The sequence below is a fragment of the Pseudoalteromonas sp. APC 3358 genome (assembly GCF_030408075.1).
GTDB classification, from domain to species: domain Bacteria; phylum Pseudomonadota; class Gammaproteobacteria; order Enterobacterales; family Alteromonadaceae; genus Pseudoalteromonas; species Pseudoalteromonas arctica.
Map to the genome: position 1 here is coordinate 510495 of NZ_JASDCE010000002.1, position 26462 is coordinate 536956.

26 protein-coding genes are annotated in these 26462 nt (G+C 37.9%); 16 read left to right on the forward strand and 10 right to left on the reverse strand.

What is annotated here, in order from left to right; all coding sequences use genetic code 11:
* Positions 1–100 precede the first annotated feature (100 nt).
* Entirely contained in the window at positions 101–1579 is a 1479-nt protein-coding gene (gene putP, locus QL995_RS04925; RefSeq protein ID WP_101217622.1) for a sodium/proline symporter PutP, read from the forward strand.
* Between the two features lie 275 nt (positions 1580–1854).
* On the opposite strand, the gene QL995_RS04930 is transcribed toward putP, so the two are convergent.
* Positions 1855–2172 (reverse strand): YebG family protein, encoded by a 318-nt coding sequence (locus QL995_RS04930; RefSeq protein WP_007584105.1) that lies wholly within the window; start codon positions 2170–2172, stop codon positions 1855–1857.
* A gap of 313 nt (positions 2173–2485) precedes the next feature.
* On the opposite strand from QL995_RS04930, the gene QL995_RS04935 reads away from it, so the two are divergent.
* Positions 2486–2782 (forward strand): helix-hairpin-helix domain-containing protein, encoded by a 297-nt coding sequence (locus QL995_RS04935; RefSeq protein ID WP_024589927.1) that lies wholly within the window; start codon positions 2486–2488, stop codon positions 2780–2782.
* 24 nt (positions 2783–2806) lie between these two features.
* Here the strand turns inward: QL995_RS04935 and QL995_RS04940 are convergent, their stop codons facing one another.
* Positions 2807–3109, reverse strand: coding sequence for a DUF6170 family protein (locus tag QL995_RS04940; protein WP_010553884.1), 303 nt, complete (start codon positions 3107–3109; stop codon positions 2807–2809).
* Between the two features lies 1 nt (position 3110).
* A complete protein-coding gene (dsbB, locus tag QL995_RS04945) occupies positions 3111–3629 on the reverse strand; it encodes a disulfide bond formation protein DsbB (protein WP_007584117.1) in 519 nt (172 codons plus the stop codon).
* A gap of 544 nt (positions 3630–4173) precedes the next feature.
* On the opposite strand from dsbB, the gene fadR reads away from it, so the two are divergent.
* From fadR to QL995_RS04960, 3 genes are all read left to right on the forward strand, one after another.
* Positions 4174–4887, forward strand: a complete 714-nt coding sequence (gene fadR, locus QL995_RS04950; RefSeq protein ID WP_004335692.1) for a fatty acid metabolism transcriptional regulator FadR — start codon at positions 4174–4176, stop codon at positions 4885–4887.
* A gap of 361 nt (positions 4888–5248) precedes the next feature.
* Entirely contained in the window at positions 5249–5854 is a 606-nt protein-coding gene (locus QL995_RS04955; protein WP_007378637.1) for a peroxiredoxin C, read from the forward strand.
* A 134-nt stretch (positions 5855–5988) separates the two neighbouring features.
* Positions 5989–7311, forward strand: a complete 1323-nt coding sequence (locus QL995_RS04960) for an IS4 family transposase (protein WP_290293458.1) — start codon at positions 5989–5991, stop codon at positions 7309–7311.
* A 39-nt stretch (positions 7312–7350) separates the two neighbouring features.
* Here QL995_RS04960 and QL995_RS04965 read toward each other — a convergent pair whose 3' ends face one another.
* Together QL995_RS04965 and smpB are read right to left on the reverse strand one after the other, a co-directional pair.
* The gene (locus tag QL995_RS04965; protein WP_290293372.1) at positions 7351–9942 is read right to left on the reverse strand and encodes a TonB-dependent receptor; all 2592 of its coding nucleotides are present in this window, start codon (positions 9940–9942) and stop codon (positions 7351–7353) included.
* A 746-nt stretch (positions 9943–10688) separates the two neighbouring features.
* Complete coding sequence (gene smpB / locus QL995_RS04970) at positions 10689–11168, reverse strand: SsrA-binding protein SmpB (RefSeq protein WP_010553883.1); 480 nt, start codon at positions 11166–11168, stop codon at positions 10689–10691.
* Positions 11169–11315: 147 nt separating this feature from the next.
* Here smpB and QL995_RS04975 point away from each other — a divergent pair, with 147 nt between their 5' ends.
* On the forward strand, positions 11316–11756 hold the full coding sequence (locus QL995_RS04975) for a type II toxin-antitoxin system RatA family toxin (protein WP_007584120.1): 441 nt from the start codon (positions 11316–11318) through the stop codon (positions 11754–11756).
* Positions 11753–12076: an RnfH family protein gene (locus QL995_RS04980; RefSeq protein WP_290293376.1), complete on the forward strand. Its 324-nt coding sequence runs from the start codon at positions 11753–11755 to the stop codon at positions 12074–12076. Before QL995_RS04975 ends, QL995_RS04980 begins: the two co-directional genes overlap by 4 nt.
* 133 nt (positions 12077–12209) lie before the next feature.
* Here QL995_RS04980 and bamE read toward each other — a convergent pair whose 3' ends face one another.
* Positions 12210–12569, reverse strand: coding sequence for an outer membrane protein assembly factor BamE (gene bamE, locus QL995_RS04985; protein WP_004335706.1), 360 nt, complete (start codon positions 12567–12569; stop codon positions 12210–12212).
* Positions 12570–12676: 107 nt separating this feature from the next.
* On the opposite strand from bamE, the gene QL995_RS04990 reads away from it, so the two are divergent.
* A complete protein-coding gene (locus QL995_RS04990) occupies positions 12677–13006 on the forward strand; it encodes a GIY-YIG nuclease family protein (protein ID WP_197188333.1) in 330 nt (109 codons plus the stop codon).
* An 88-nt stretch (positions 13007–13094) separates the two neighbouring features.
* Here the strand turns inward: QL995_RS04990 and QL995_RS04995 are convergent, their stop codons facing one another.
* Positions 13095–15014: a methyl-accepting chemotaxis protein gene (locus tag QL995_RS04995; RefSeq protein ID WP_290293383.1), complete on the reverse strand. Its 1920-nt coding sequence runs from the start codon at positions 15012–15014 to the stop codon at positions 13095–13097.
* Between the two features lie 194 nt (positions 15015–15208).
* Positions 15209–16681 carry a ketol-acid reductoisomerase gene (gene ilvC / locus QL995_RS05000; RefSeq protein ID WP_290293386.1) on the reverse strand — a complete coding sequence of 491 codons (1473 nt, stop codon included), beginning with the start codon at positions 16679–16681 and terminating at the stop codon, positions 15209–15211.
* A gap of 138 nt (positions 16682–16819) precedes the next feature.
* Here ilvC and ilvY point away from each other — a divergent pair, with 138 nt between their 5' ends.
* From ilvY to QL995_RS05030, 6 genes are all read left to right on the forward strand, one after another.
* The gene (ilvY, locus tag QL995_RS05005; RefSeq protein WP_290293389.1) at positions 16820–17725 is read left to right on the forward strand and encodes an HTH-type transcriptional activator IlvY; all 906 of its coding nucleotides are present in this window, start codon (positions 16820–16822) and stop codon (positions 17723–17725) included.
* Positions 17726–17841: 116 nt separating this feature from the next.
* Entirely contained in the window at positions 17842–18888 is a 1047-nt protein-coding gene (locus tag QL995_RS05010; protein ID WP_193371818.1) for a GGDEF domain-containing protein, read from the forward strand.
* A 447-nt stretch (positions 18889–19335) separates the two neighbouring features.
* Complete coding sequence (locus tag QL995_RS05015) at positions 19336–20148, forward strand: MipA/OmpV family protein (RefSeq protein ID WP_024608151.1); 813 nt, start codon at positions 19336–19338, stop codon at positions 20146–20148.
* A gap of 1 nt (position 20149) precedes the next feature.
* Positions 20150–20539 carry a DUF3019 domain-containing protein gene (locus QL995_RS05020; RefSeq protein ID WP_290293396.1) on the forward strand — a complete coding sequence of 130 codons (390 nt, stop codon included), beginning with the start codon at positions 20150–20152 and terminating at the stop codon, positions 20537–20539.
* 14 nt (positions 20540–20553) lie between these two features.
* Positions 20554–21246, forward strand: coding sequence for a response regulator (locus QL995_RS05025; protein WP_007584133.1), 693 nt, complete (start codon positions 20554–20556; stop codon positions 21244–21246).
* A gap of 25 nt (positions 21247–21271) precedes the next feature.
* On the forward strand, positions 21272–22519 hold the full coding sequence (locus tag QL995_RS05030) for an ATP-binding protein (RefSeq protein ID WP_290293401.1): 1248 nt from the start codon (positions 21272–21274) through the stop codon (positions 22517–22519).
* An 88-nt stretch (positions 22520–22607) separates the two neighbouring features.
* Here QL995_RS05030 and QL995_RS05035 read toward each other — a convergent pair whose 3' ends face one another.
* On the reverse strand, positions 22608–22832 hold the full coding sequence (locus QL995_RS05035) for a DUF3820 family protein (RefSeq protein WP_101216204.1): 225 nt from the start codon (positions 22830–22832) through the stop codon (positions 22608–22610).
* A 356-nt stretch (positions 22833–23188) separates the two neighbouring features.
* Positions 23189–24763: a cation:proton antiporter family protein gene (locus QL995_RS05040; RefSeq protein ID WP_290293406.1), complete on the reverse strand. Its 1575-nt coding sequence runs from the start codon at positions 24761–24763 to the stop codon at positions 23189–23191.
* 265 nt (positions 24764–25028) lie between these two features.
* On the opposite strand from QL995_RS05040, the gene QL995_RS05045 reads away from it, so the two are divergent.
* Positions 25029–25772 (forward strand): sporulation protein, encoded by a 744-nt coding sequence (locus QL995_RS05045; RefSeq protein WP_024594040.1) that lies wholly within the window; start codon positions 25029–25031, stop codon positions 25770–25772.
* Positions 25773–25846: 74 nt separating this feature from the next.
* Entirely contained in the window at positions 25847–26296 is a 450-nt protein-coding gene (locus QL995_RS05050) for a GNAT family N-acetyltransferase (protein ID WP_290293409.1), read from the forward strand.
* Positions 26297–26462: the final 166 nt, after the last annotated feature.

Here is a 26462-nt window from a genome sequence, read left to right on the forward strand (position 1 = left end):
AGCGAGAATGGTTTTTATCCTAATAGTGTCTTTATTATAATATTTTAAGAGTCAATATTCGGATCAAGAGCCTGTTATTAATAATTATGCGGAGGCTAATTTGGAAACAGGAATGATTATTTCACTAGCATTATATTTTGTTGTAATGTTAGGTATCGGACTATATGCATATAAGCAATCTACTGGCGATGTATCAGGTTACATGTTAGGTGGACGAAATCTATCACCAAGTGTTGCTGCACTATCTGCAGGTGCATCTGACATGAGTGGCTGGATTTTAATGGGCCTACCTGGTGCGATGTTTGTTACTGGTTTTAGTAGTACATGGATAGCAATTGGTTTGGTGATTGGTGCTTGGTTAAATTACCTGTTAGTTGCACCTAGATTACGTGTGTACACTGAAAAAGCAAATGACTCTATAACAATCCCAGATTACTTCTCAAATCGCTTCAATGATAAGTCAAACTTATTACGTGTTGTATCAGCTGTTGTCATTATAGTCTTCTTTACTCTTTACACGTCATCTGGTGTTGTAGCCGGCGGAAAATTGTTTGAAAGCTCATTTGGTCTAAGTTATGAAGTGGGTTTATACATTACAACGGGTGTCGTTGTTTTATACACTTTGTTTGGTGGTTTTTTAGCGGTTAGCTTAACTGATTTCGTGCAAGGTTGTATTATGTTCATCGCACTGATTCTAGTGCCTACTGTTGCATACTCTTTACTCGAACAACCTCTGGAATCTACTTTACATAGTGTAAATCCAGATATGCTTAACTGGATTGGAGCAGGCTCTGCATTAGGTATTATTTCTGCAATGGCATGGGGTTTAGGTTATTTTGGTCAACCACATATCATCGTTCGTTTTATGTCGGTACGTAGTGTTAAGGATATGCCTAAAGCTCGCCGTATTGGTATGACATGGATGATTGTTGCTGCCCTTGGTGCTGTTGGTACTGGTATATTTGGTGCTGCTTATACTTATGAAAATAATATTGTAGTTGAAGATCCTGAAACGATTTTCCTAATTCTTTCTGAGTTATTGTTCCACCCACTTATTGCTGGCTTTTTACTAGCTGCAATTTTGGCTGCTATCATGAGTACTATCTCATCGCAATTGCTAGTAAGCTCAAGTTCATTGACTGAAGATTTATATAAAACATTTTTACGTAAAGATGCTAGCGACTTTGAATTAGTTACTGTTGGTCGAATTAGCGTTGCATTTGTTGCCCTGTTTGCAATTTATTTAGCGTACGATAGAGATAGCTCTATTTTAGACCTAGTAAGTAATGCATGGGCAGGCTTTGGTGCTGCTTTTGGACCACTTGTATTGTTTAGCCTTTATTGGAAACGTATGAATTTTGCTGGCGCCTTATCTGGTATGTTAGTAGGTGCGTTTACAGTGCTTGTTTGGATTTATGGTCCGTTTACTATTAATGGTGAAAGTTTAAGTAGCTTTATGTATGAAATAGTACCTGGCTTTATTTTAGCGAGTATCGCAATTGTTGTTGTTAGCTTAGTAACAAAAGAGCCAGAGCAAAACATCACTGCTTTATTTGATGAAGTAGAAAAAGAGCTTTAAATAGCAATTACTATTCATTTTAAAATGAGTAGTAAGTAATACCAATCCGCGATAATACTTAATCATTTTGCGGTGCTAAACGTGTTGCTACCGGCGTTAAAAAATTATCATTTAGAACAACTAAATATCAAATTTTTTGCCTAGCTATCAACACGTTTTTCCACCCTCAAAATAGATCACTTAATTAAGCGAATTGGTATAATAAAAAAGGGAGCAACTAAGTTGCTCCCTTTTTTATTTAGTTTGTCCCGTCCGAGGAGAGGACAATCTACGAGTTAACTTGCTTTTTTATCGTTGTTATCTTCAATTGATGCAACGTTATCTGACTTTTTACTTTTTGCTGGCGCTTTGGTAACAACTGGATCTTTGCCGCCCTTTAATATGGTCATAAAGTCATCTTTGCTTTTCGCTATTTCTAAAGCAAGTGATTCAATTTGTTGCTCACTAAGCGGTACGTCTACCTTTTCTAGCATTAGCTCAAGTGATTCTGCTATATCGAGCATCTTGTCATAAGCATCAGCTTCTTTTTTGGTAGTAAACGTCATACGCTCGACTCCGTTTCGTTCTACAACATATTTAACAACAACAGCCATGATTTCTCCTGCAAAATTGCTTGGCACCGTGGTTTGTAAAAACCATTAGATTACTGTTTTTATGTACAGTAATGGTTTGGGCGTAAATTTGCAAGCGCGAAGTATTAATTTTTAGGTGTCTTAAATTTGACAAAAAACGGTAACTTTACTTTAGTTAAGCAATCACTTGTTGTACCAGCTGCATTTTCAGGATTTCGGATCATAGTGATAATGCGTTTAGGTACACTTTAAATGATGAGCTTTTCAGTTCCTTACTTTTTGGTTTTCCTGAGCAACATTCAAAATTAAGAAAAGAAGAATAGGGACAAGTTTGATGAAAACGTTAAAAAATTTATTCATAATAAGCTTATTATGCTTACTACCTGCAACTACCGTATATGCACAATTATCGGAAGTAACTAAGCAAATGCCTCAAGTTGAGACAATTAGTATAAATAATGCTGATGCAGATATGCTTGCTAAGCTACCGGGTATAGGTAAGAAAAAAGCGCAGGCAATTGTGGATTACCGTGAAGAAAACGGCGAATTTAAAAGCGTTAGTGATTTATCGCAAGTTAAAGGAATTGGTAAAAAACTATTAGCCAAATTAGAGGGGAAAATTTCACTTTAATAGCAGTAGATAACAATCAGGGCGCTATGCGCCCTGATTAAATTGTTTTAATGCATCGCTTAAGTGTTTTTTAGCAAAGTTGATTTCAATAGGTGTTGTTAAAAGTGGGTAGCAAAGTCCGCCGAGTATCAAAAACGGGATTAATATCCAACCTTTAAATACCGTGAATATTAAAAATAGTGGACTTAGTAATATTAATTTAATAATACGCAGTAACACTTTATCAGTTGGCGATAACATACTTAAAGAAAGTGCTATTACGTCTTGGCGCTTGCGTACTTTTAGATGTTTAAGCTCATCTAATTGGCTTGAAAAAAATGTAAACATATCAAATCGACTTTTTAATTAATAAACGGCCAATAACTATAATAAATAGTGTTAGTGAGAAAATCCCAAATATAATTTCCATCCAAGCAGGCATGCTCAAACCAACAAACTGCCAATCTATATTTCCACAATCCCCGGTCGCCTGAAAAAAGCTAGGTATCCATTCATGTAACGGCATAAACGATGGGAAGTTTGGTTCAAACTCACAGCTAAATGCAAAAGGGTCTGTGGTGGTTTGCATATCAATATGCTCGCGAGCAATTAAATATCCCCAAACACTCGATACACCCCAAATTACATACGCTAATATACGAACTGCTTTGCTCTGTGGTTTAGTAGAACCTACGATTCCTGCGCCTAATAGACCCAGTACGGCTGTACGTTGATATATGCACATTATGCAAGGCGCCAATCCCATTTGGTATTGAAAGAAAAGGGCGGTCACTTCAAGTAAAAAAACGATAGCTGTAAATAAAAGCCACGGGGTACGTTGGGTGGGTAATTGGGCAAGCCAGTTCATAAAAATTCCGCGTTTAAATAAGACGTTAGATTATGACCTAGGATAATGTATGCGGCAACAAAAAGGAAAAAAAAGCTACCGAAGTCGCTTTTTATAAGATGAAAATATTGACCACTCAATGCAGCCTCAGCAGAGGCTACATGACGCTCTACTTAGTTCCCATTGATACATAAGCTTAGTTATATCGCTTACTTATACTACATTGGTACATTGCCTAATCAATTCTTTAAAGTTGCGGTTAGAACGCTCTGTTGCATAGGTGTTCCTTTTTAATGTACTTATGTGTTTTAAGTTGATTAAGCTAGGTATGGTGTAAATAAAAAATACCAATAATTACAATGTACCTACAATGAATATTGCTCTGTATATTTATACATTGTAGCTATATTAGAAAAACCTAAATTTTATTATTTATTAATCTTTAATTTCTACTCATTTGCTTATTAATATACCTGACTTTACTTGTTAGTTATGCTTCGTCTGGTACAATCAGTCAGTTATTCGTGTAAAACGATGAGTGTTGATTAATTCGAGTGGGAACTGGATGAGAATTTTTAAAGCGAAAAGCCCAGCAGGATTTGCTGAAGAATATATAGTTGAATCTATTTGGAACGGCGATTTCCCTCCAGGTTCAATTCTACCTGCCGAGCGAGAACTTTCAGAGTTAATTGGTGTAACAAGAACGACCTTGAGAGAAGTATTACAGCGTTTAGCACGTGATGGTTGGTTAACAATTCAGCATGGTAAACCAACAAAAGTAAATAACTTTTGGGAGACGTCTGGCTTAAATATTCTTGAAACACTAGCGCGCTTAGATGAAGACAAGATGCCAGAGCTGACAGATCAGCTTTTATCTGCACGTACTAATATTAGTGCTATTTATACACGTGCTGCAATTAAGTTAAATCCTGAACGTGTAATTGAAATTTTATCACAAAGTCATGAGCTAGAAGATACTGCTCAGGCATTTGCTGACTACGATTATAAAGTTCATCACGAATTAGCCGTTGCGGGTAATAACCGTATTTATGTATTAATACTCAACGGTTTTAGAGGTTTTTATTCAAAGATTGGTTGTCATTACTTCTCTGATGCTGGAACTCGTGAACTTGCTCGTCAATTTTATAAAGATTTAACAATCTTGGCAGAAAATAAAGAGCACGATGGTGCTATTTCGATGATGCGTAAATACGGTCATCAAACAGGTGAGATTTGGCAAAAAATCCGAGGCGATATGCCCTCAGATATAATGGATTAAATCTAAACGAGAAGCCTGCATTTGCAGGTTTTTTGTACCTGTAAAATAAATATCACATATATGAATTTTTAAACAACTTAATGTATTAACCCTTCTTCAGTAACGTCAAAAGCTCTACCTAATTACAACGTGATTTACACTTCAAAATAGACCTATTATTCAAGCAGATTAGTGCAAGTTGTAAGTGTTCGTTATTTTCGATTGCTCACATCGTTAAATGCGATTGTTCTTTTGTAGTGAATAACTTTAGAATGCCAATTAATTATATGTGTTCGCTATTGGTTTTTAATTTTTAGCGCCCATATAAGTACCAGCATTGCGAAAGCAATTGAAAACAAACTCAAAATATTTGGAGAATAAAATGGGTGTATTAGTAGGCCGCCAGGCACCAGACTTTACCGCTGCAGCTGTTCTTGGTAACGGTGAAATTGTAGATAGCTATAACCTTCATGAAACAATTAAAGGTAAAAAAGCAGTTATCTTCTTTTACCCACTAGATTTCACGTTTGTATGTCCTTCTGAACTTATTGCATTTGATAAGCGTTTTGAAGAGTTTCAAAAGCGTGGCGTAGAAGTAATTGGTGTTTCTATCGATTCACAATTCTCACATAATGCATGGCGTAACACTGCTGTTGCAGACGGCGGTATTGGTAAAGTTCAATACGCACTAGTTGCAGATGTTAAACACGAAATTTGTAAAGCGTATGACGTTGAGCATCCAGAAGCGGGTGTTGCATTTCGTGGTTCATTCTTAATCGACGAAGAAGGCAATGTACGTCACCAAGTAGTGAACGATTTACCACTAGGTCGTAACATCGACGAAATGCTTCGCATGGTTGACGCGCTAGCGTTCCACACTGAGCACGGTGAAGTATGTCCTGCTGGTTGGACTGAAGGTAAAAAAGGTATGGACGCAAGCCCTGAAGGCGTTGCTAAGTTCTTATCTGAAAACGAAGGCGAGCTATAATTTAGCCCTTAGTTTTAAATAAAAAAACCGCCAATTGGCTAATGCCGATCAGTTAAGAAAATGACCGGTTGACCGATCCAAACGATCATGCAAAATCCGTAGTTAGGAAACTAACTACGGATTTTTTTGTGAATATAGAACAAGCACTGCAAGCAACACTTGAAGAAAGCAGCCGATACCATACCTTTGAAAAATTATCAGAAATTCTTGACCCTGAAATCATTGAACAAGGTTTTCAACAAGCTGGGATTGCAACCGTTCGTAAGCGAAGGTTACCGCTTGAGGCCGTTTTGTGGTCAGTTATTGGCATGGCATTGTTTCGAAAAGAATCGGTTTGGAATATCGCTAATAAGCTAGATATCATGTTACCAGGCAAGAACCCACTCGTTGCTCCAAGTGCGATGGTACAGGCGAGACAAAGGTTAGGGCATGATTCCGTTAAACACGTTTTCAATAAATCTGCTCAATCAATGTATAAGCAACAGTCATTCGAAACATGGAATGGTTTGAACCTATTAGCTGTTGACGGTGTTGTGTGGCGAACAGCCGACACGCCTGATAATCGTAAAGCCTTCTCTTCTGGTAGCAACCAATACGGTGATACAGCCTTTCCTCAAATACGCATGGTCTGTCATATGGAATTGACCAGCCATCAACTGCTCAGTAGCGAGTTTGATAACTATAAAACCAACGAGATGAAATTAGCTGAGCGTTTAATTGAACGTACACCAGATAATTCACTGACTATGTTTGATAAAGGATATTATTCTTTAGGCCTGTTAAATCGTTGGCACCAAACTGGGAAGATGAGGCACTGGCTGATACCAGCAAGGCCCGACTTACAGTATGAAATCATCTCCAGCGCGGGTAAAAATGACCATATCATTGAATTGAAAACAACAAAGCATGCACAAAAAAACTTTCCCGATGTTCCTGAAACGATTAAAGCGAGATTAATCAGTAAAACAATAAAGGGCAAAAGCTACCGTATATTAACCTCGATGACGGATAGATTGCGTTATCCAGGTAATGAAATTGTTGAATTATATTGTCATCGTTGGGAGATAGAGCTTGGGTTTAGAGAAATCAAACAAACCATGCTTGATAGCGCATACCATTTAAGAAGCAAGCGTCCAGATATGGTGCGTCAGGAGCTATGGGGCGTGTTACTCGCCTATAATTTAATACGAAGAATAATGACGATGGCGGCGACAGTTACAGGGATATGGCCTAACCAGCTTAGTTTCTCTAGCAGTTCGATGGCAGTCATTCAGTATTTCTCGTCAGTATCTATAATGAGTCCAGGGAACATTCCAATACACTGGCAGCACTTACTCAATACACTGGTCTTATTTAAGCTTCCAGCTAGACGAGAGGATAGAAGATATCCCCGATGGATTAAGCCAAAACCATCTAAGTATCCCCATAAAAAGAAAAATGCCAGTCAGCTTAACTGACTGGCATTAGCCAATTGGCGGTTTTTTTGTGTCTTTTATTTAGAAAGAAAAGCTTACTTTAGTGTACAAGTAGCGGCCACGAGGATTATGCACAGCTGATGCATAACCGTATAAATCGCCATCGCCATCACCAATTGCAAATGGTGGCTCTTCATCAAATAAGTTATTAACACCTAAAGATATTTTAGCTGATTCAGTAATACGGTACGACGTTTGTAAATCAACAAGCGTTTGCGAGTCAATCATACGTGAAGTATTGCTATCAAAGTCTAAATTGCCATCAAAGTCGATATCAGGCGTATCTTCAAATTCGCCTACATAACTGATATTTATATTGGTGTTAAACTCACCAATTTCCCAGTTGGTTGAGAAAATAAAGCGATGCTCTGGGTAACCATATTCACCCGTGTAATCACGACCATCTTTTTCAAACTTATCCTGATATGCCCACTCTAAATTAAATTTAAGTAAACCTAAGTCATCAAGAGAGTGGTTATAGTTTGCTGAAACATCAACACCAGATACTTCTTGCGATGATAAATTTTTAAATGTGCTGTGTATTTTTTGTATTGTGCCTAAGCTTGCACCGCCTGTAGGGGCTAAACGGACACATACGGTACTATTTTGGTTACCACATTCTGCAGCATAAATAGGACCAAATTCTTCTTCATCGATTTTATTATCTTGAGTAATACTCCATACATCAACACTTAAACCAAACTCAGCTGTAGGTGCCCAGATAACGCCCACGTTCCATGATTCTGACTCTTCTGCTTGTAAATCAGGGTTACCAGAGAACTCAATGTTGTAATCAAGTGCTTGGCAATCTAATCCTGTTTGTTCACAGCGCTGTGTATCAACAAAAAATTGGCTTTTTTGTGATGGACCTAAGCCTATTTGCGCTAACGAAGGCGCTCTAAAGCCTTGCGCCCAAGAACCACGAACCGTTACTTCATCAGTCGGTGCCCAGCGCAGAGCTATTTTTGGATTTGTTGTTGTACCAAAGTCGCTATAATCATCGTAACGACCGGCTAATTGTAGTTCGAGGTTTTCAGCAAGTGGGATTGAGAACTCAACATATGCAGCGTATTGTTCACGATCAGCAGAAGCTGATACTGATTCAGTACCAAATATTAAGCCACGTTGAAATTGATCATCAGGGATATCATTTACATCTTCTTCACGGTACTCAATACCGGCGGCCATCATTACAGCTTCGCCACCAAAACTAAACGCTTCACCTGTAATGTTAGCGTCAAAAGAGGTCATATGAGACTCACCGCGACGCACTAAGCTAGTTGTGATTCTGTCAATTACAGCTGGGTCGTTATATGTGCCACCGAATGGATTATAGTTACCGGCATCAATTTCTTGTTGTAAGAAATCGGTGCGTACCCAGCCTTGTGTACGATCGCCTGTTTGTAGTGATTTGCTGCGACCTTTTTGTACCGCTGTCTCCCAGCTCCAATCGTTTATTTCGCCTTTTAACCCTGCAACAAAGCGTAAGGTGTCTGACTCAATGTCCCATTGGCGAGCGCCTGCATCTACTGTACGGTAACGACCAATTTGAATGTCTTCACCAAATGGATTGTTTGGGTGATTAGCGGGTACCGTAAGGCCTGCATCTTCATCAAGTGGTGTTGGTGCACCTGCAGCGACAGAGCTGTTATGCTGAACAGCCATTTCTAAAAAGCCAGTAATGCCGTTATCAAAGCGGTATTCAAATTGTGAAATAGCGCCTACACGCTCAGATGCTGGGGCAACATATCCATATGGGCCGTAATCAAATAAACAGCTACCACTTGAAGTTGCATTTTCAGCAGGACAGGCAGGGTCGATTGTTTTAACGCCATCCACATAAAAGTAGCCAGGGAAACCACGAGATGAACGGAAATCTTCACCACCATAAGGTGCTTGGTTTGCAGTGCCAAGGCTGCCCATTTCATCAGAAGAAAGAGATGTGTTTTTAAAGTAATCGATAATAACAGATGCACTACTTTTTTCGCTTGTTGTACCCCAAACTAGGCTTGCTGTTGTTTCTTCATAATTTGGACCATCTGTACCGCCATAGCCTAGGTTAATCTCAACACCATCAATATCTTTCTTTAAGATAACGTTAACTACACCCGCTACTGCATCTGAGCCATAGATAGCTGAAGCGCCATCTTTTAGTATGTCGATACGCTCAATAGCAGAAACAGGAATACTGTTAATATCTACAAATGAGTTGGTGATACCTTCAGCAAAGGCACTAATTGATACACGGCGACCATTAATTAATACCAGTGTTGCATCGGCTCCTAAGCCACGTAAGCTTACTGCAGCTGAACCGTTAGCGGTTGAATCTTGGTTGTTACCACGAGTAGAGAAAGTACCGCTACCTGCTACAGGCATTCTTTCTAGAAGTTGTTGTAAATTATCGTAACCCATGTTTTCGATTTCAGCTCTACCGATTGACTGTACCGGAGAAGGCCCTTCAATATCAGTTCGCTTAATACGAGAACCAGTAACCTGAATTCGCTCTACTTTTTTAGCTTCTTCTGCTGCGTAGGCTGTTGTTGTAAAACCTGCTGATAATGCGAGTGTTGCGCCCACAATAATGCTTGGTGTAAATGCAGTTGATTGCTTCATCCTTAAGTCCTTGTTGATATATTATAAAATTATTTGCTTAACAAGCGCGGGTATTAATATCATGTAACTTAAGTGTTAGCAATTAGCTTAATTTGTGATTTAAGTATTAGTTTCAATGCTTTTTTGTGGGTTTTATGACCTTATTTATACTTTGTTTTCTAGGTGAAACTAAGCGTGAATAGGATATAGGGTTAATAATTGTCATATAGCTAGATGAAGCCATGTGTGGAATAGCTAGTGATAGAAATAATTTGTAATAATTTATTTCTATAAATTAAAACTTATGTTTGTTTTTCTGCTTTTAATTTATTCAATTATGTAATACCAATTCGCAGTAATACTTAATCAATTTGAGGGGTTAAAGTTGATGCTAAAGGCATTGAAATTTTCTGATTTACGACTGCTAGATACAGGAGGTGGGGTAATGCAGGAGTAATTGCTGATAATGGCTAAGTAATACCAACCTGCATAAATCTTTGATCAATTTAACGAATTAAATTTCACTATAACGTCGTTAAAAATTTTTTATTTAGAACAACTAGATATAAAAATTTTTGCCTAGTTCTAGCGTAATTTTCTTAACGTTAAATAGACCCCATATATAAGCAGATTGGTATAACAAGTTTTGTCTTGTTATCGACACGATTTTCTTATTTCAAAGTAGATTATTTAATTAAGAGAATTGGTATTATTTGAGCTTTTATATAGGTGAAATTAAAAACGCCTAATAAATTAGGCGTTTTTAATTATGCTTTATGCTTCATTAAGCGTTCTTTTTCACGCGACCAGTCTTTATCTTTACCGTCTTCGCGTTTGTCGTGTAATTTCTTACCTTTTGCCAAATGAAACTCAAGTTTTACCCAGCATTTTTTCCAGTACATCGCTGTAGCTATTAAAGAATAGCCATCGCGCTCTGTTGCACCGAATAAACGGTCAAGTTCGCGTCTGCTTAATAGCAATTTACGATAACGTAGCGGGTCGCAAATTACATGGGTCGATGCACTTATAAGTGGCTGAATTTGACTGCCAAGTAAAAATGCTTCGCCATTTTTAAGATGAATATAAGTTTCTGTGATATTTACTTTACCAGCTCGGATACTTTTAACTTCCCAGCCTTGTAGTTCAACACCCGCTTCAAACTTATCGTGTAAAAAATACTCATGTCGCGCTTTTTTGTTTAGCGCGATGGTATTACTTGTCGATTTTGATGAATTTTTCTTAGCCATAGTGCCCTATAATATACGTAATGTGAGATGTTTTACATCGATTTTTTTAATAATGCTTTTAAAAATTTAGCTTTAATTTAAGCAGCATGAAAATTTGGGGAAACGCGCAAAGCTTGCTAAAATTCGCCCACACAGTTGGGAGTGAGTATGCCACAAATAGAAAAAAGTGCGCTGGTTATGTACAGCACTAAAGAGATGTTTGATCTAGTTAATGATGTAGAAGCTTATTCACAGTTTTTACCAAATTGCTCAGACTCAAAAATTGTTTCACAGCACGATAATAACATGACCGCGAGTTTAGAAATATCTAAGGCGGGTATAAAAAAGTGGTTTACCACCGAAAACACCTTTGTTGATGAACAAACCGTGTTACTGCGCCTTGTTGATGGTCCGTTTAAGACGTTAAAAGGGCGCTGGCATTTTCAAGAGCTTGACGCCAAAGCATGTAAGGTTCATTTGCACCTAGAGTTTGAATTTTCAAGTAAGTTAATAGAGCTTGCCTTTGGAAAGATTTTTAACGATGTAGCAAAAAATATGGTGAGTGCATTTACTCAACGTGCAAAACAGGTTTATGGAGCGCGAGTATGATTAATGTTGAAGTGGTCTTTGCATTACCGACCACGGCCACGTGTTTATCAGTTGAAGTGCCACAAGGGACTACAGTCGAGCAAGCTGTTATTCAGTCAGGTATTATAGAAAAGTGCCCAGAAATAGATGCCACATCGCTAACGTTAGGTGTGTGGAATCGAACTGTAAAAGCTAACTATGAATTAAAAGACGGTGACCGTATAGAAATATACCGTCCACTAATTGCAGATCCTAAAGATGCCCGCAGAAAACGTGCAGAAAAAGCAAAAGAAGAGGGGCGTGCAAATAAAATAACGGGTGGTCGCCCACTCGAGAAGTAATACCAATCGGCATAAACTTCGAACAATTTAACAGATTAAATCACACGCTAACGTCTTTTAAAATGGTAAAAGCTTTTTAAGTAAACCAATAAAAAAGGTGAGCCATGCTCACCTTTTTTACTACCTGAGACGTTTATTGCTCTAGCGGTGTAGTAAAGTTTTCAGGTTGGTCATAATCACCTGAGATTGAAACTAACTTTTCATTTTCAAAGTTAATTACTAACTCTTTATTTTGTTCGTTTTTACGGCCTTTATTAAAGCTGTAAATATAGCGCCAAGTATTGTTATCAAAGGCGTCCTCGGCAATAGGTCTACCTAATACATAAACAACTTGCTCTCGGGTCATATTTACACGAAGTTTTTCAACATCCGATTGCTCTAAAAAGTTGCCTTGTGGAATGTTAATTCGGTATACCCAGCTAGAGCAACCTGCTGCTGAGCTAAGTGTTAAAGCGACGATAAGCCAAAGAGAAAAAGTTTTTAACGACTGCATTGTTAGTTGTGATCCTTATTTTTTATAATCTGCATGATACCGATTAGTCACTGAAGGTAAAACCCTTTTAAGCAATTGTTTTATGTTAAGGGCGTTAAGGTAATGTTTTGACCACTGATAATGAAAAAAGTTTACAGCATATTGAAACGAATATTTTAAAAACTGAGTCTACTTGGTTTTTATATATAGTTGAAACACGATTTGGTCATTGGTACACAGGGATCACGACTAATGTTGAAAAACGCTTTGCAACTCATCAAGCTGGTAAAGGGGCTAAAAACCTTAGAGGAAAAGGGCCTCTTTTACTTATCCATCAACAACAAGTAGGTAATAAAAGTGAAGCAAGTAAGCTTGAGTATCAATTAAAAAAGCTCCCTAGAGCTAAAAAGGAAGCGTACGTTTCAGCGTTTAATAGCGGCGATAGTGAAAACACTTAGCTTGTTCAAATTAAGTATATTAGTTGTGAGCAAAAACTATCTTCGAATATAGTTTTTGCTCATAGCTGGCGTGTAATATTAGAGTCGTTTAGCGATGCTTTTCAAAGGTAGCTACAAGCGCATCAAGTGTTTGTGCACTGTTGGCTAAGTCGCGAATCGCTTGCTCTGTATTGATTTGTTCGCTCATTGCTTTATCGCTAATTTCGCTAATTTGCTCAATATTACGACTTACATCGGCAACCACATTACTTTGCTGCTCAGTTGCAGTCGCTATAAGCGTAGCCATATCGTTTATTTGATTTGCTGTTTCGGTTATCGTATCAAGTAATTCAACAGAGCTTTGCATTGCACCAACGCTTTGCTGAGCTTTATCTTTCGATTGGCTAATATCGTTAACTACATCGTCAGATATTCTTGTAAGCTCTTCAATCATAGATTGAATTTCGGTGGTTGATTGCGATGTACGGTTTGCCAGTGCACGTACTTCATCAGCAACAACAGCAAAGCCGCGTCCGTGTTCACCTGCGCGAGCAGATTCAATTGCAGCATTTAAAGCAAGTAGATTAGTTTGATCCGATATGCCTCTAATTGAGTCAACAATACTTGCAATATCAACCGTTTTTTTAGAAAGCAAAGTAACTTGCTCTGTTATGCCATCAATATCGCTGGCAAGGGCTGATATAGTTGCTTGGCTTTGGAGTACTTGTTTGTGACTTTGAATGGTGTTTTCGCGGCTGTTATCGGTTAACTTAGCTGTATTTGCTGCGCTTTGCGCTATTTCTTGTACTGTGGCGCCCATTTCGTTGATTGCTGCTGCGACAGATATTGTTTGTTCTTTTTGGTGATCTATTGCTTGAGAATTTCGTTTGGCTTGTTCAAATACATGATCAGAGCTTTTTCTAATATCGTGACTTTCGCTGGCAACTTGAGTAATCGCTGTTTCTATTTTACTTATAAACTGGTTAAAGCCGTTACTTAGATTGTTAAGCTCTGGTTGGCTCGATTCTGGTAAGCGGTACGCTAAATTTGCATCGCCTGAGCCTAGGCGTGAAAATAACTCAGCCATTTTAGAAAGTGGAGATGAAAGTGAGCGAGCAAGCAAATAACTGATTAAACTCGCAACTAATGCTGTAATTACCGTAAAAGTAAATATTTGCCATTGCAGGGTGTTTACGCTTGCGAAGACTTCACTTTTTGGCACTTGAGCTACAACATATAAATCGGTGTTTTTAATAGGCATAGCAGCTACAAGTGTCGGTTCGCCATTTAAATTAATTTCTTCTAGTGCAAAGCCATTACTATTAAATAGTTGGCTGTGGATATTTGCAGTATACAAATCATCAATATTTGCTTTAGCTACTTTACTTGCATCTTTATGAAGCTGAATCAATCCATTTTTATCTGCAATGAATACAAAGCCTGTTTGCTCAATTTTAAATTGCTGTAATAGCTTTTGCATATCAGTGATGCTTTTTGCAAGACCTGCTAAACCAGTACCATTGGCCTGCTGATGGTTTACAAACATTTTCACATCATTGGCTGACTCTTGATAAATACTGATAGAGTAAGGTTGTTTTGATTGCTTAAAAGCAAAAAACCAGCCATCGGCTGCATCGTTTTTTAACACACGCAAAAACCCATTCTGGTTCCAGTACTGTGCAGTGTCTCTATTTGCCCAAGATGCTGTGGCTAAATCGTATTGCTGGGCAACGCGATTTAATTCTTTTAATAGTAATGTATCGTCTTGGTTGTTTGATTGAGCCCATTGTAAAATAAATTCGTTTGATGATAGTTGCTGAGCAGCACCGAGTAACTCGTTGATTTCACCGCCTATGTGATTGCTGATTGTTTGCAGTTTACTAGGGAGCTCTGACTCAATCATACGTTGCTCAATTATATCTTCTGAGCTGTATAAAGAGGTCAAGCCAATAAGCGCGGCTACACATATAGCAATAGCACTGCCTAAAGCTGTGATTTTTTGAGTAATAGAAAGGTTTTGTATCGTCATGATATTAATTAATTTTACAACTGAGTAGAGGACTATATTAGCACATTATTTATTTTGATCTAAATATTGCCTATAAAGGGATGGATAAAAGGTAGCGTTGGATGATTAAAGTTTTATGAATGAGCATAAAAAAGCCCACATGCAAAAAGCATACGGGCTTGGTTTCTAACAAGCGAAACATTTACTGTTTAGGGTTAAACAATCTTTTTCATTGCTGACATGTAGCCACGTAATTTAGCACCTACTTTCTCAACTGGGTGTTCGCGCAATGCAGCGTTAACTTGAATTAATGTTTGGTTATCAACTTGGTTACTGTGCTCGCCAAGGCCTTTACCGATAATGTCTGTATCAACGTTTTTCATAAAATCAGCAAGTAATGGTAAACATGCATGGTTATATAAATAACAGCCGTATTCTGCAGTATCAGAGATAGTACGGTTCATTTCAAAAAGCTTTTTACGCGCAATAGTATTGGCGATTAATGGCGTTTCGTGTAATGACTCGTAGTAAGCTGACTCTTCGATAATGCCTGCTGCTGTCATGGTTTCAAATGCAAGTTCAACACCTGCTTTAACCATTGCTACCATTAAAATACCGTTATCAAAAAATTCTTGTTCAGAGATTTCTACATCGCCAGCAGGGGTCTTTTCAAAGTTAGTTTCTGCTGTTTCTGCGCGCCATTTAAGTAAGTTTACGTCATCGTTATTCCAGTCTTCCATCATAGTGCGTGAGAAAGTGCCGTCGATGATGTCATCTTGATGCTTATTATAAAGCGGGCGCATAATTAGTTTTAGCTCTTCACTTAGTTCAAACGCTTTTACTTTTGCTGGGTTTGAAAGGCGGTCAAGCATGTTAGTAACGCCGCCATACTTAAGTGCTTCGGTAATTACTTCCCAGCCGTATTGAATTAGTTTTGATGCATAACCCGCATCAACGCCTTTTTCTATCATTTTATCAAAACATAAAATAGAGCCAGTTTGTAACATGCCACATAAAATGGTTTGCTCGCCCATTAGGTCAGACTTAACCTCAGCAATAAATGATGATTTAAGTACACCTGCGCGATGTCCGCCAGTACCCGCTGCATACGCTTTAGCTTGTGCTAAACCAAGACCTTGAGGGTCATTTTCTGGGTGAACTGCGATCAGAGTTGGTACACCAAAACCGCGTTTGTATTCTTCACGTACTTCAGAACCAGGACACTTAGGCGCAACCATGATTACAGTAATGTCTTCACGTACTTGCATGCCTTCTTCAACAATATTAAAGCCATGAGAGTAAGCAAGGGTAGAGTCTTTTTTCATAAGTGGCATAATTGCACTTACTACAGCGGTATGTTGTTTATCTGGCGTTAAGTTAAGTACTACGTCAGCGGTAGGAATTAATTCTTCATAAGTACCAACAGTAAAACCGTTTTCAGATGCATTTAAAAATGATTGGCGACGCTCAGAAATAGCTGATGCGCGTAATGTGTAAGAAACATCTAAACCAGAGTCACGTAAGTTTAAGCCTTGGTTTAAACCTTGTGCGCCACAGCCTACAATAACTAGTTTTTTACCTTTAAGTGCGTCAACGCCATCAGCAAATTCGCCTGCGTCCATAAATTCACATTGCGCTAATTGCGCTAATTGTTCGCGTAAAGGTAAGGTATTGAAATAATTCGCCATTGTTAGTGTCCTATAAAGTCATGTTTGTTAGATGCGCAAGGTTTGTTGCGCTTACAAACACCATATGTAAAATCGTTGCTTGCGTAAAATGATATATTTGAATTAAAGTGTTTCATAATATGAAATACTGGGTTTGGCATGGATCATAAACATTTAAACTACTTTTTAGCACTGGCTAAAACACTTCATTTTGGACGCGCAAGCGAGCTTTGTCATATAAGCGCACCCACTTTAAGCCGCAATATAAAACACTTGGAAGAAGAGGTAGGTGTTGCATTATTTGTACGCGATAACCGCAGTGTTAAATTAACGCGTGAGGGTGAGTCGTTTATTGATTACGCCACAGCAACGCTTGCTAATTGGCAGCGTTTTAAAGCGAATGTGAAAGACCCACAACAACATATTTACGGCAAAGTAAGTATCTATTGCTCGGTTACTGCATCTTATAGTTTTTTACATCAAATATTAGAGCAACTTCGTGCGCAGCATCAGTATATAGAAATAACATTAAATACAGGCGACCCTGCACTTGCTATAAACCGCGTGTTAGATGGGCATGAATTAATGGCTATTGCAGCTAAGCCAAATAAGTTACCGGCGCAAATTGCTTTTGTAGATATAGGGCACTCTCCGCTTTTATTAATTGGACCAAAAATTCAATGCCCGATCACACAAAAACTAACACACAATAGTGATGACATTAGTTGGTCTGATTTAGAATTTATTGTGCCAGAACAAGGTTTTTCTCGCCAAAGGTTAGAACACTGGTGGCGCAAAAATAATATTCACGGGAAAATTTACGCACAGGTTGCTGGGCACGAAGCAATGGTATCTATGGTGAGCTTAGGATTAGGTGTCGCAATGGTCCCTAAAATAGTGCTAGATAACAGCCCGCTGCAAGATAAAGTACAAATACTAACACCAAAAATGCAAGCGCCTGATGGGTTTGATATTGGTTTGGCAGTATTAAGGAAAGAGTTAAATGACCCTGCAATCAGTGCTTTGTGGAATATTGCGCAAACTTTAGATGCAAAAGCGATTTAATGCGCGCAGAGAATAAGCAAGTTAGTTAAATAGTATGAATATAGGTTGCGTATAAGTTTACTATTACTTAACATTGAGCGCTAATAATAAAAACAATGACGCTTGAGAGTTTATTTATGAACCACGCCGTATCACTTGCTCATTCTGCTCAATGCCTAAAAAAGGCGATTCCTTTGATGGTAAAATACCGAATGCCGGTTACACCCATCAACTATGCAATTTGGTACTGTTATATTCAAGGAAACAAACCTTCATTAAATGCTGAGTTAGACCATGTTATTGCTCTGCAACAAACATGTTCACAAGACAAAGCAAAAGAAATTTTTGATAAACATTTAACGCAAGACGATCTCGTTTTTTTTCAAGAAATGACTGAAAAATTTCATACAACTATGGAGCAAGTTCAGCAAGATATAAGCACAACGCTTGATCACTCTAAAAGCTTTACGACGAGTTTAGTTGACTCACAAAATGAATTAAATATGCTTGTTGATGTAAACTCTTACAATGAGATACTAGGTTGTGTTGAGCGTTTAACCGACGATTCTATTGCAATGCAAGATTATGCTCGGGAGTTTCAGACTAAATTAGCCGTTGCCTACAATGAAATAAAAGATTTAAAAGAAGCACTCAATATTTCAAAGGAAGCAGCCGATACCGACACGCTTACGGGTTTTTATAATCGAGGTAAGTTTGATTCTGATATTGTAAACTTTTGCCTCGAATACTCAGAGCAAGCGCAAGAAGACTCTCTTGCCGTACTCATTATGTTTGATATTGATCATTTTAAGCGCTTTAACGATGATTTTGGCCATCAAAAGGGTGATGAAGTGCTTAGGCTAGTTGCTAAAAAAGTGAGAGAAAATACAACTGAAGCTGCAAATGTGTATAGATACGGTGGCGAGGAGTTTTGCATAACAGCCTACTTTGACACTATTAACGATATAATAGCATTTGCAGATTGTATTCGTTTAGCAATAGCAAAATTGGCGATTCGTAAAAAGCATGATGTAACTGCAAAACGTGCTATTTCAGCAAGTTTTGGCTTAGCAATTTTACGGCCATTTACAAATAGTACTGTTTTAGTTGAGCGTGCAGATAGAGCCTTATACATTGCCAAAACACATGGACGAAATCGTATAGAAATAGCCCCTGATATTTAATAAGTGCCAGAGGTTTTTGATTTATTTGGGTTAAAGCCGCTCAATTTAGGGCGATTTAATCCAACTTCAGTTTTGGTAAACAAGCAGGTAAAACCCAATAGAGCTGTAGCGAGTTAGCTCTTAGTAATTTTTTATTTGAATAATTGCATTTGCTACGTTGTGCCTCATTTTCAAAGTATCTTAAAGTACTATTAGTCAAAAACTACACAAGCAACTCAAAGTACAATCCTTAGACACAACTACCTTGAAAGATAAATAGTCCGAAAAGCATAAAGTTAACATTTTTGTATACAAATTGTGAATAATTGTAACCAGCTAGAGCTAGTTTAAAAAGACCTTGCTAGTATGGGGAACTCACTTATTTTGATACTTTGATTTACGCTGATGCGGTATGCCTTCTCATTATTAACAGCTCTATGTTTTAGCACTTTGTTTATTTGCCTTTCGGTGCAAGCAACACAGGCAAGCAAGCATGCTGACGATTATACAGAGCAAGATATAACAACCGATCGTCTGCATTTGAGTTTAAGCGTGGGGGCTGGAGTTATAACCAACCCTTTGCATGGTGGAGATAATATTCCGCTCGTGCTTATTCCTCAAGTTGCGTTTTATGCAGAGCAATGGTTTTTTGATAATGGCCGTCTTGGTTATTCATTTTTGCAAACCCCTAAGCATCACTTTAATCTAGTTGGTGAACTCAACTCTGAGTCTCGCTTTTTTATAGACTGGCACCCTAAAAATGTATTTACACTACAAAGCAGTGCTCTCAACAATCAGTTCGTAATGCAAGATGAAGCCTCGTCCTCTCGCTATGTTGATATTGATAATTTACATAAACGGCAAATTGCACTGGATGCGGGTATTGCATATCACTATGTAAATGAAGACCATGTTTTTTCGGTTCAGGCTCTGCATGATATAACCGATGTTTATCGAGGTGTACGCGCAGCATTACAGTGGCAGTATCATACTGTGATAGGAAAGCTCAAAATAAAGCCAACACTTGGAATAAACTATAAATCTGCGGAACTAAATAGCTATTTTTATGGACTTAATGAGGGTGAAACTCAATTTGGCAAAATAGACGTTGGTAGTAGTTGGCAACCTTATGCTAAAATCGATGCCCGTTGGCCTCTGAGTAAGGCTGACTCTCTTCGTTTTCATGTAGCATATTACGACTATTCGGCTATGGATGGCAGTCCGCTCTTCGAACGTACTTATTCAATGACTGCATTTATAGGATTCGATCGTACTTTTTAATATGAAGTATTTAATATTAGTTGTCTTTATTACCACTTTTTTTAGTGGTTTTAGTGGTTTTAGTGTGGCACAAACCCCTTTTTTTAGCGTTTCTCCAAAAGTCTGCGTTGTCTCTGAACAGCAGGGTTTTTGCGATCTTGATTTACAATTTAAATGGCAATTAAACACCTACAGTGATGTCTGTTTGTATCAGCAAGAGCAACGGCTTCAATGCTGGGAGCAACAACTTTCTGGGCAATTTAATTATAAAGCGCGTGTTCAGGTGGAGACCATATACTCCTTAATCAATCCTCATACGGGTGTGTTAATAGCAAAAACACAGGTTGAAGTACAAAGCGCCCATGCTAAAAAAAATAGGCGTAGGCTTCGCTCTCCGTGGAGCTTTTTTTAATTTAGGAGCAACTAATGCCAAAAATTTTACTTGTTGAAGATGATCTCGGTTTACAACAACTAACAAAAGATTACCTTGAACATAATGGCCTTGAAGTCGAAGTATTAGACCGTGGTGACGAAGTGTTTAATTACTTAGAAAACAATACACCCGATTTAATGATTTTAGACGTTATGCTGCCAGGTAAAGATGGCTTTAGCGTTTGCCGCCAAGTAAGAGATAAATTTACTCTACCAATTTTAATGTTGACTGCTAAAGGTGAAGACTTCGACCAAGTACTTGGTTTAGAGCTTGGCGCTGATGATTATGTAATAAAACCAGCAGAGCCACGTGTATTACTAGCGCGAATTAATGCATTACTGCGTCGTGGACAACCCATGGTAAAATCAAGCGAAGAGCTCCAGTTTGGTGATTTAGTCATTGATAAAACAAGTCGTATTGTAAAACTAAGTGATTCGGAGATTGTATTAACTTCGCACGAGTTTGAGTTACTATGGCTATTAGCGTCAAATGCGGGTGAAGTACTAAGTCGAGAACATGTGCACCAGCATATGATTGGCCGCCAATACGATGGACTTGATAGAACGGTGGATGTACGCGTATCACGAATTCGTAAAAAATTAGGCGACAACAGCGATAAGCCGTATCGTATAAAAACTGTATGGGGACAAGGCTACTTATTTGTTTCTGATGCATGGGATCTTTAGAACTATTTAAGGTTAGTCGGCTTTAATGGGAAAACTGTTTACCAGCTTATATTTATATATCATCGTTTCTTTGTTTGTAGTAAGCGGTGTTATAGAGCAATTGTGGCCTTACGAAGAGTCGCAACAACAGGTCTTCTTAGATGATGAGTTTGGGCAATCACTCTGGTTGCTCTCACAAACTCCAAATGGTCTTAAAAAATTAAAGCACAACTTTGAAAGTAAAGTGATTGAACGACGTGATTTAATACTCCCTCAAAAACAACAATCGCAGCTCAACCAAAACCACTACTTATACTTATACGATAAGCAACAACGCATTGTTTGGTATGTAGATCTCGGTAATGATTCATTACTTCAAGTAGGACCGGTAGGTGTATTAACGCAGGAATCATCTTCTGTTTGGCCGTATTTATTACTACTTATTATTGTAGGTATACCTGTTGGGCTGTGGAGCTTTTTACTATGGCGCGACTTTGCAAAGCTACGTAAAGCGTGTGAAGCGGTAGAGGGTTTGCAAGACTTTCAACTAAATGACTCTTCTAAGTCTTTCTTTTTACCTATTACTGATACATTAAAGGTAATGCAGCAACGTATTGAGTTTTTACTTAGTGCGCAGCAAGAACTTACCTCATCGGTGTCGCATGAGTTTAGAACACCACTAGCACGTTTAAAGTTTGCAATTGTAATGCTGCAAGAACAAATGCTTGACGAAAAAGGTGAGAAATACTTAATAAACATGCAAACAGACATTAGCGAGCTTGAGTCACTAGTTTCTGAAATGCTCGAATACGCGCGATTAGACTCTCAACAACCTAGTTTACAGCCAATAAACTGTGACTTAGCTGGGCTGGTAAAAACAACTGTTGAAAAGCTAAACTTTGAAGCCCGAACAACGCTCTCCGTAAACCTCCCTGAGCATTTAAATTATTACTGTGATAGTCACTTTATGGCGCGAGTATTTCAAAATTTAATTGGCAATGCGCTCAAATATACCCATAAAAAAGTCAAAATTTCATTGCTACAAGAGACAAAACACATCGTATTGATTGTTGAAGATGATGGGGAGGGGATAGCTCCCGCTGAGCGAGAAAATGTATTTAAACCTTTTACTCGACTAGATAAAAGTAGAGGCAAGGATACCGGTGGTTTTGGTTTAGGACTCGCTATAGTTGCTAAAATTGTGTCGTGGCACCAAGGAGAGTGTAAAGCAGAAAGCTCAAGCTTAGGTGGTGCTAAATTTATTGTATATTTACCCCTCAAATTTAAGACATAAAAAAAGCGCCTAAAGGCGCTTTTTTTGCGGTTAAAAACCAAAATCAACAAGTAGCAATATAATAGACCGCAGGTGCTTAAAAAAGTTCTCAACTATTTTTATTTTTTTCAAGTAATGGCATTAACATTTGCTCAAGGCCATTTAGTTTTACCTCATACATCATCGCAAGTTGACTACCTAGTTTTGAGTCAGGAAACCCTTGCTGATTAAACCAGACTAAATAAGGCTCTGGGAGTAACAACAATGGCCGTCCTGCATATTTTCCAAACGGCATTGTAGTATTTATCGCTATTTTTAGTTGTTTTGGATCCATAAAAACTACTTATGTATTTAAAGTATGCGTAAGTGTAAGTGTAAGGGATTTTAGAGATATAAAATAGGCTGTGACGGGCAAGAAACAGCCTATTTTGCGAGGGAGTAGGCCCTCTGATTTAATAATTTTATGTTGATTGATATAAACCTAGTTGAACTTTAATTAGCTGGGATCTAATTAAGTTATTATTAGAACATGGGTTCTTATTTAACCAACACAGTTAGTCTACCTGTTTTTCATTGTTGTGGTGAATTGGCTTGTAAAGGAATGTAAATAGAATTGCTTTTTATTTAAAAACTAATAACAAAGCCTTAACTGATTAAGGCCTTGTTATTTATAGACGTTATAAAAAGTAATTATTCGTTAAATAGCTCTTGTTTAACGTGCTCTGCAAAACCACTACCGGCTTCTAGGTAAAAGTTATAAGTAGAATGAACACCCATTTCTTCTAGTTCTTTTTGTTGATCAGGGTAGTTTGCAATAGCTGTTACTTGACCTTTATAACCGGAGGCTTGTAGTTGCTCTAAGGCAAAAATATTTTGCATGTGTTTTGGCATCGCAAGCATAACCATTTCTACTTGCGAGTGATTTACTCGTTGCCAAAAGTCAGGGTCGGTTGCATCAGCAATTAAGACGTTGCGGCCTCTGTTTACGTGCTTATCTACCACCTCAGGTTTTATATCTATACCTGCAACAACATTTGGGTGAGTCGCGTTGATAGTCTCATAAGCACCAGTACCAATCCGTCCCATACCAAAAATGACTATTCTAGTATCGTTAAGGTTAACAGGTAGCTCTTCAGCTAAACGAGTTTTGCTTTCGAACTTTAATAACCAGTGCTCTATTTTTACGTACAACTCGTTTGAACGTTTATTTAATGGGGAGGCAATTATAAAGGTAATAGAAACAGCAATTGCCATTACAGCTAGCCACTCAGAGGTGATCATGCCTGTAGTTGCAGCCACTGCACATACAATTAAACCAAACTCACTGTAGTTAGATAAGCTAAAAGCAGTAAGTAATGATGTACGCGCGCGTAGTTTAAATATATTAGTGAACACATAATAAAGCGCTATTTTAACGGGTAATACTAAAATAAGTATAATAGCAACAATCAAGGAGTTAGTGGTTAGCTCTGCGCTCAAACCAATACTTAAGAAGAAGCCAACTAGCAATATGTCCTTTAAATTAAGCAGGGATTTTGATAGCTCGCCTGCCTTTTTATGAGGGGCAAACATCATTCCTATTATTAGTGCACCTAAATCGCCTTTTAGGCCTGCAAATTCAAATGCATGATAACCAGCAACTAGAGCAAAGAAAAAACCAAACAATGGTAATAGTTCACCATGTTTAGATCGGTTCAATACGCCATACATTACAGGTCGTAATAAAGGCAAAGCAATTATTAGTGCAATTGCCCATAAATTTGGGACTTTACCGGTGCTAATAGCTAAAAAGATAACAGCAAAGATATCTTGCATTACCAATATACCAATGGCTATTTTACCGTGTAAGCTTGCCATTTCCCCGCGTTCTTCAAGCACTTTTACTGCAAATACAGTACTTGAAAAGCTAAGCGCAAACCCAACTAATAAAGCACTTTTCCAACTTAAATCAACAAATAGTGGAATAGCGAATACGCCAAGTAACAGCATAAAACCACTAAATAACGCACTGCTAAAAATGATATGCAATGTTGCAGGCGCCCAAACTTGAGGTTTAATTAAACTGTTAACTTTAAGTTTCAAGCCAATACTAAAAAGAAGAAGGGTTACGCCAAGTGCTGCAATTGTATCGAGCAACTCTGTACTTTTATATCCCGATAAATTTAAAGCAAAGCCTGCTAATAAAAATCCAATAAGAGGAGGTAGTTTTAATTGATAAACGGCAAAACCACAAACAAACGCGGCAGCAAAATAGATTAGTTCCATAATTCTTAATATCACTTCATTTGGTGTTGCAGTGTAACGAAAAATTTATGCCATTGAAAATATAATAGACCTAAAAATGAACGCGTCTAATCAATTACTTGCCTTGCTGCGTATGAAAAATGCGCATTAAACACTTATTTAATCGTAAATAGTATGTAAATAACATTTTTTCACTGACATTAGCTTTTAAATATGGTTAAGATGCGATAACGAAGAAGTTTAAGCCAGAGCAAATAATAGAGCAGCTCAGCTTAAGGAGAGAGATATGTTTAAAAAGATTTTAGCGTCGGTAGGTATTGGTGCTGCAAAAGTAGACACTATTTTAGAAACTGAACACCTACAACCAGGTCAACTTTTTAACGCACAAATAGTTATCACAGCAGGGGATGTTAACCAAGATATCGCAGGCTTAGATTTATTATTAATGACTCGTGTTAAAGTTGCGGGTGATGATGGTGATTATTTTACTAATCATGTAATTGAGCAATGGCGAATTACAGATATTGGTACAATTGAGCCAGGCGAAGTTAAAAACATCCCTTTTGAAGCACGTCTTCATTCTGAAACACCTATTACAGAAATTAATGCAGGTTATAATCAATCACATGTGTGGCTAGAAACAGGCCTAGATATAGACTTAGCACTTGACCCAACAGATAAAGATCATTTACACATTTACCCTAATGAAGCGGTTAAAACGTGTATGCAAGCGATGGAAAAGTTAGGTTTTAGTTTAATGAAAGCTGACGTAGAAAAAGGCCACTTACGGGCTTCAACTTTTCAGTCATTATCTGGGTGTTACCAAGAACTTGAGTATAAACCTAATAGCCGCAGCTTATTTGGCATTCAGGAGATTGAATTATCGTTTGTACCAGAGGCACATAAAACACATGTGCTTATAGAGCTAGACAGAGCCTTTAAAGGCGATGGTTATGTAGATTTGACCATAGAGCACGATCATGTGAATCTATCGCAGTTGTGTGATCAGCTAGAGCGCTTATTTACTTAGTATAAGCTAACTAAGCTAGCGAGTGATTTTAATAAACCCAGCCTAAGCTGGGTTTTTTGCTTATAGGATTTAATATGCAGTTTAAATGTGAGCAGTTTGACGCTCTTGATACACAGACTCTTTTTACTATTATGCGTGGGCGGGTTGATGTGTTTGTTGTAGAGCAAAAATGTCCTTACCCTGAACTTGATGATGTAGATGTTGCTTTAAATACACAGCATTTATATACATTGGATAATGAGCAACTACAAACTTATGCGCGTTGTTATGACAAAAGTGAGCAATACAGCGCAATAGGTCGCGTGCTAGTGAGTGAAGGAGCGCGTGGTAATGGGTATGCTACTTTACTTATTACTAAAGCTATAGACTGCTGCAAAGCACAATGGCCTGAGCGAGATATTTATATAGGTGCGCAAACTTACTTGCTTGATTTCTACCGCTCTTTTGGCTTTGAGGATTATAAAAGTGAATATTTAGAAGACGGTATACCTCATCAAGATATGATTTTAAAACTCACTAAATAAATCCAATTTAAGCAGCTATAAAAAAGCCCACTAATGTGGTAACACCACTCGTTTAAGAACGAGTGGTGTTTTTTCGTTTATACCTAACTGGATATTTTTGTGTCTTTGCGAGCACCGTTCGCGGATAAGCTTTTCGCTTTCTTTTCTCCGGTAATATTAGCCGTTT

Bases quoted from the DNA above. Each gene is read 5' to 3' on its own strand.
- QL995_RS04930 (WP_007584105.1), bottom strand. From the start codon at position 2,172: ATGGCTGTTGTTGTTAAATATGTTGTAGAACGAAACGGAGTCGAGCGT.
- QL995_RS04935 (WP_024589927.1), top strand. From the start codon at position 2,486: ATGAAAACGTTAAAAAATTTATTCATAATAAGCTTATTATGCTTACTA.
- QL995_RS04940 (WP_010553884.1), bottom strand. From the start codon at position 3,109: ATGTTTACATTTTTTTCAAGCCAATTAGATGAGCTTAAACATCTAAAA.
- dsbB (WP_007584117.1), bottom strand. From the start codon at position 3,629: ATGAACTGGCTTGCCCAATTACCCACCCAACGTACCCCGTGGCTTTTA.
- fadR (WP_004335692.1), top strand. From the start codon at position 4,174: ATGAGAATTTTTAAAGCGAAAAGCCCAGCAGGATTTGCTGAAGAATAT.
- QL995_RS04955 (WP_007378637.1), top strand. From the start codon at position 5,249: ATGGGTGTATTAGTAGGCCGCCAGGCACCAGACTTTACCGCTGCAGCT.
- QL995_RS04965 (WP_290293372.1), bottom strand. From the start codon at position 9,942: ATGAAGCAATCAACTGCATTTACACCAAGCATTATTGTGGGCGCAACA.
- smpB (WP_010553883.1), bottom strand. From the start codon at position 11,168: ATGGCTAAGAAAAATTCATCAAAATCGACAAGTAATACCATCGCGCTA.
- QL995_RS04975 (WP_007584120.1), top strand. From the start codon at position 11,316: ATGCCACAAATAGAAAAAAGTGCGCTGGTTATGTACAGCACTAAAGAG.
- QL995_RS04980 (WP_290293376.1), top strand. From the start codon at position 11,753: ATGATTAATGTTGAAGTGGTCTTTGCATTACCGACCACGGCCACGTGT.
- bamE (WP_004335706.1), bottom strand. From the start codon at position 12,569: ATGCAGTCGTTAAAAACTTTTTCTCTTTGGCTTATCGTCGCTTTAACA.
- QL995_RS04995 (WP_290293383.1), bottom strand. From the start codon at position 15,014: ATGACGATACAAAACCTTTCTATTACTCAAAAAATCACAGCTTTAGGC.
- ilvC (WP_290293386.1), bottom strand. From the start codon at position 16,681: ATGGCGAATTATTTCAATACCTTACCTTTACGCGAACAATTAGCGCAA.
- ilvY (WP_290293389.1), top strand. From the start codon at position 16,820: ATGGATCATAAACATTTAAACTACTTTTTAGCACTGGCTAAAACACTT.
- QL995_RS05010 (WP_193371818.1), top strand. From the start codon at position 17,842: ATGAACCACGCCGTATCACTTGCTCATTCTGCTCAATGCCTAAAAAAG.
- QL995_RS05020 (WP_290293396.1), top strand. From the start codon at position 20,150: ATGAAGTATTTAATATTAGTTGTCTTTATTACCACTTTTTTTAGTGGT.
- QL995_RS05025 (WP_007584133.1), top strand. From the start codon at position 20,554: ATGCCAAAAATTTTACTTGTTGAAGATGATCTCGGTTTACAACAACTA.
- QL995_RS05030 (WP_290293401.1), top strand. From the start codon at position 21,272: ATGGGAAAACTGTTTACCAGCTTATATTTATATATCATCGTTTCTTTG.
- QL995_RS05035 (WP_101216204.1), bottom strand. From the start codon at position 22,832: ATGGATCCAAAACAACTAAAAATAGCGATAAATACTACAATGCCGTTT.
- QL995_RS05040 (WP_290293406.1), bottom strand. From the start codon at position 24,763: ATGGAACTAATCTATTTTGCTGCCGCGTTTGTTTGTGGTTTTGCCGTT.
- QL995_RS05045 (WP_024594040.1), top strand. From the start codon at position 25,029: ATGTTTAAAAAGATTTTAGCGTCGGTAGGTATTGGTGCTGCAAAAGTA.
- QL995_RS05050 (WP_290293409.1), top strand. From the start codon at position 25,847: ATGCAGTTTAAATGTGAGCAGTTTGACGCTCTTGATACACAGACTCTT.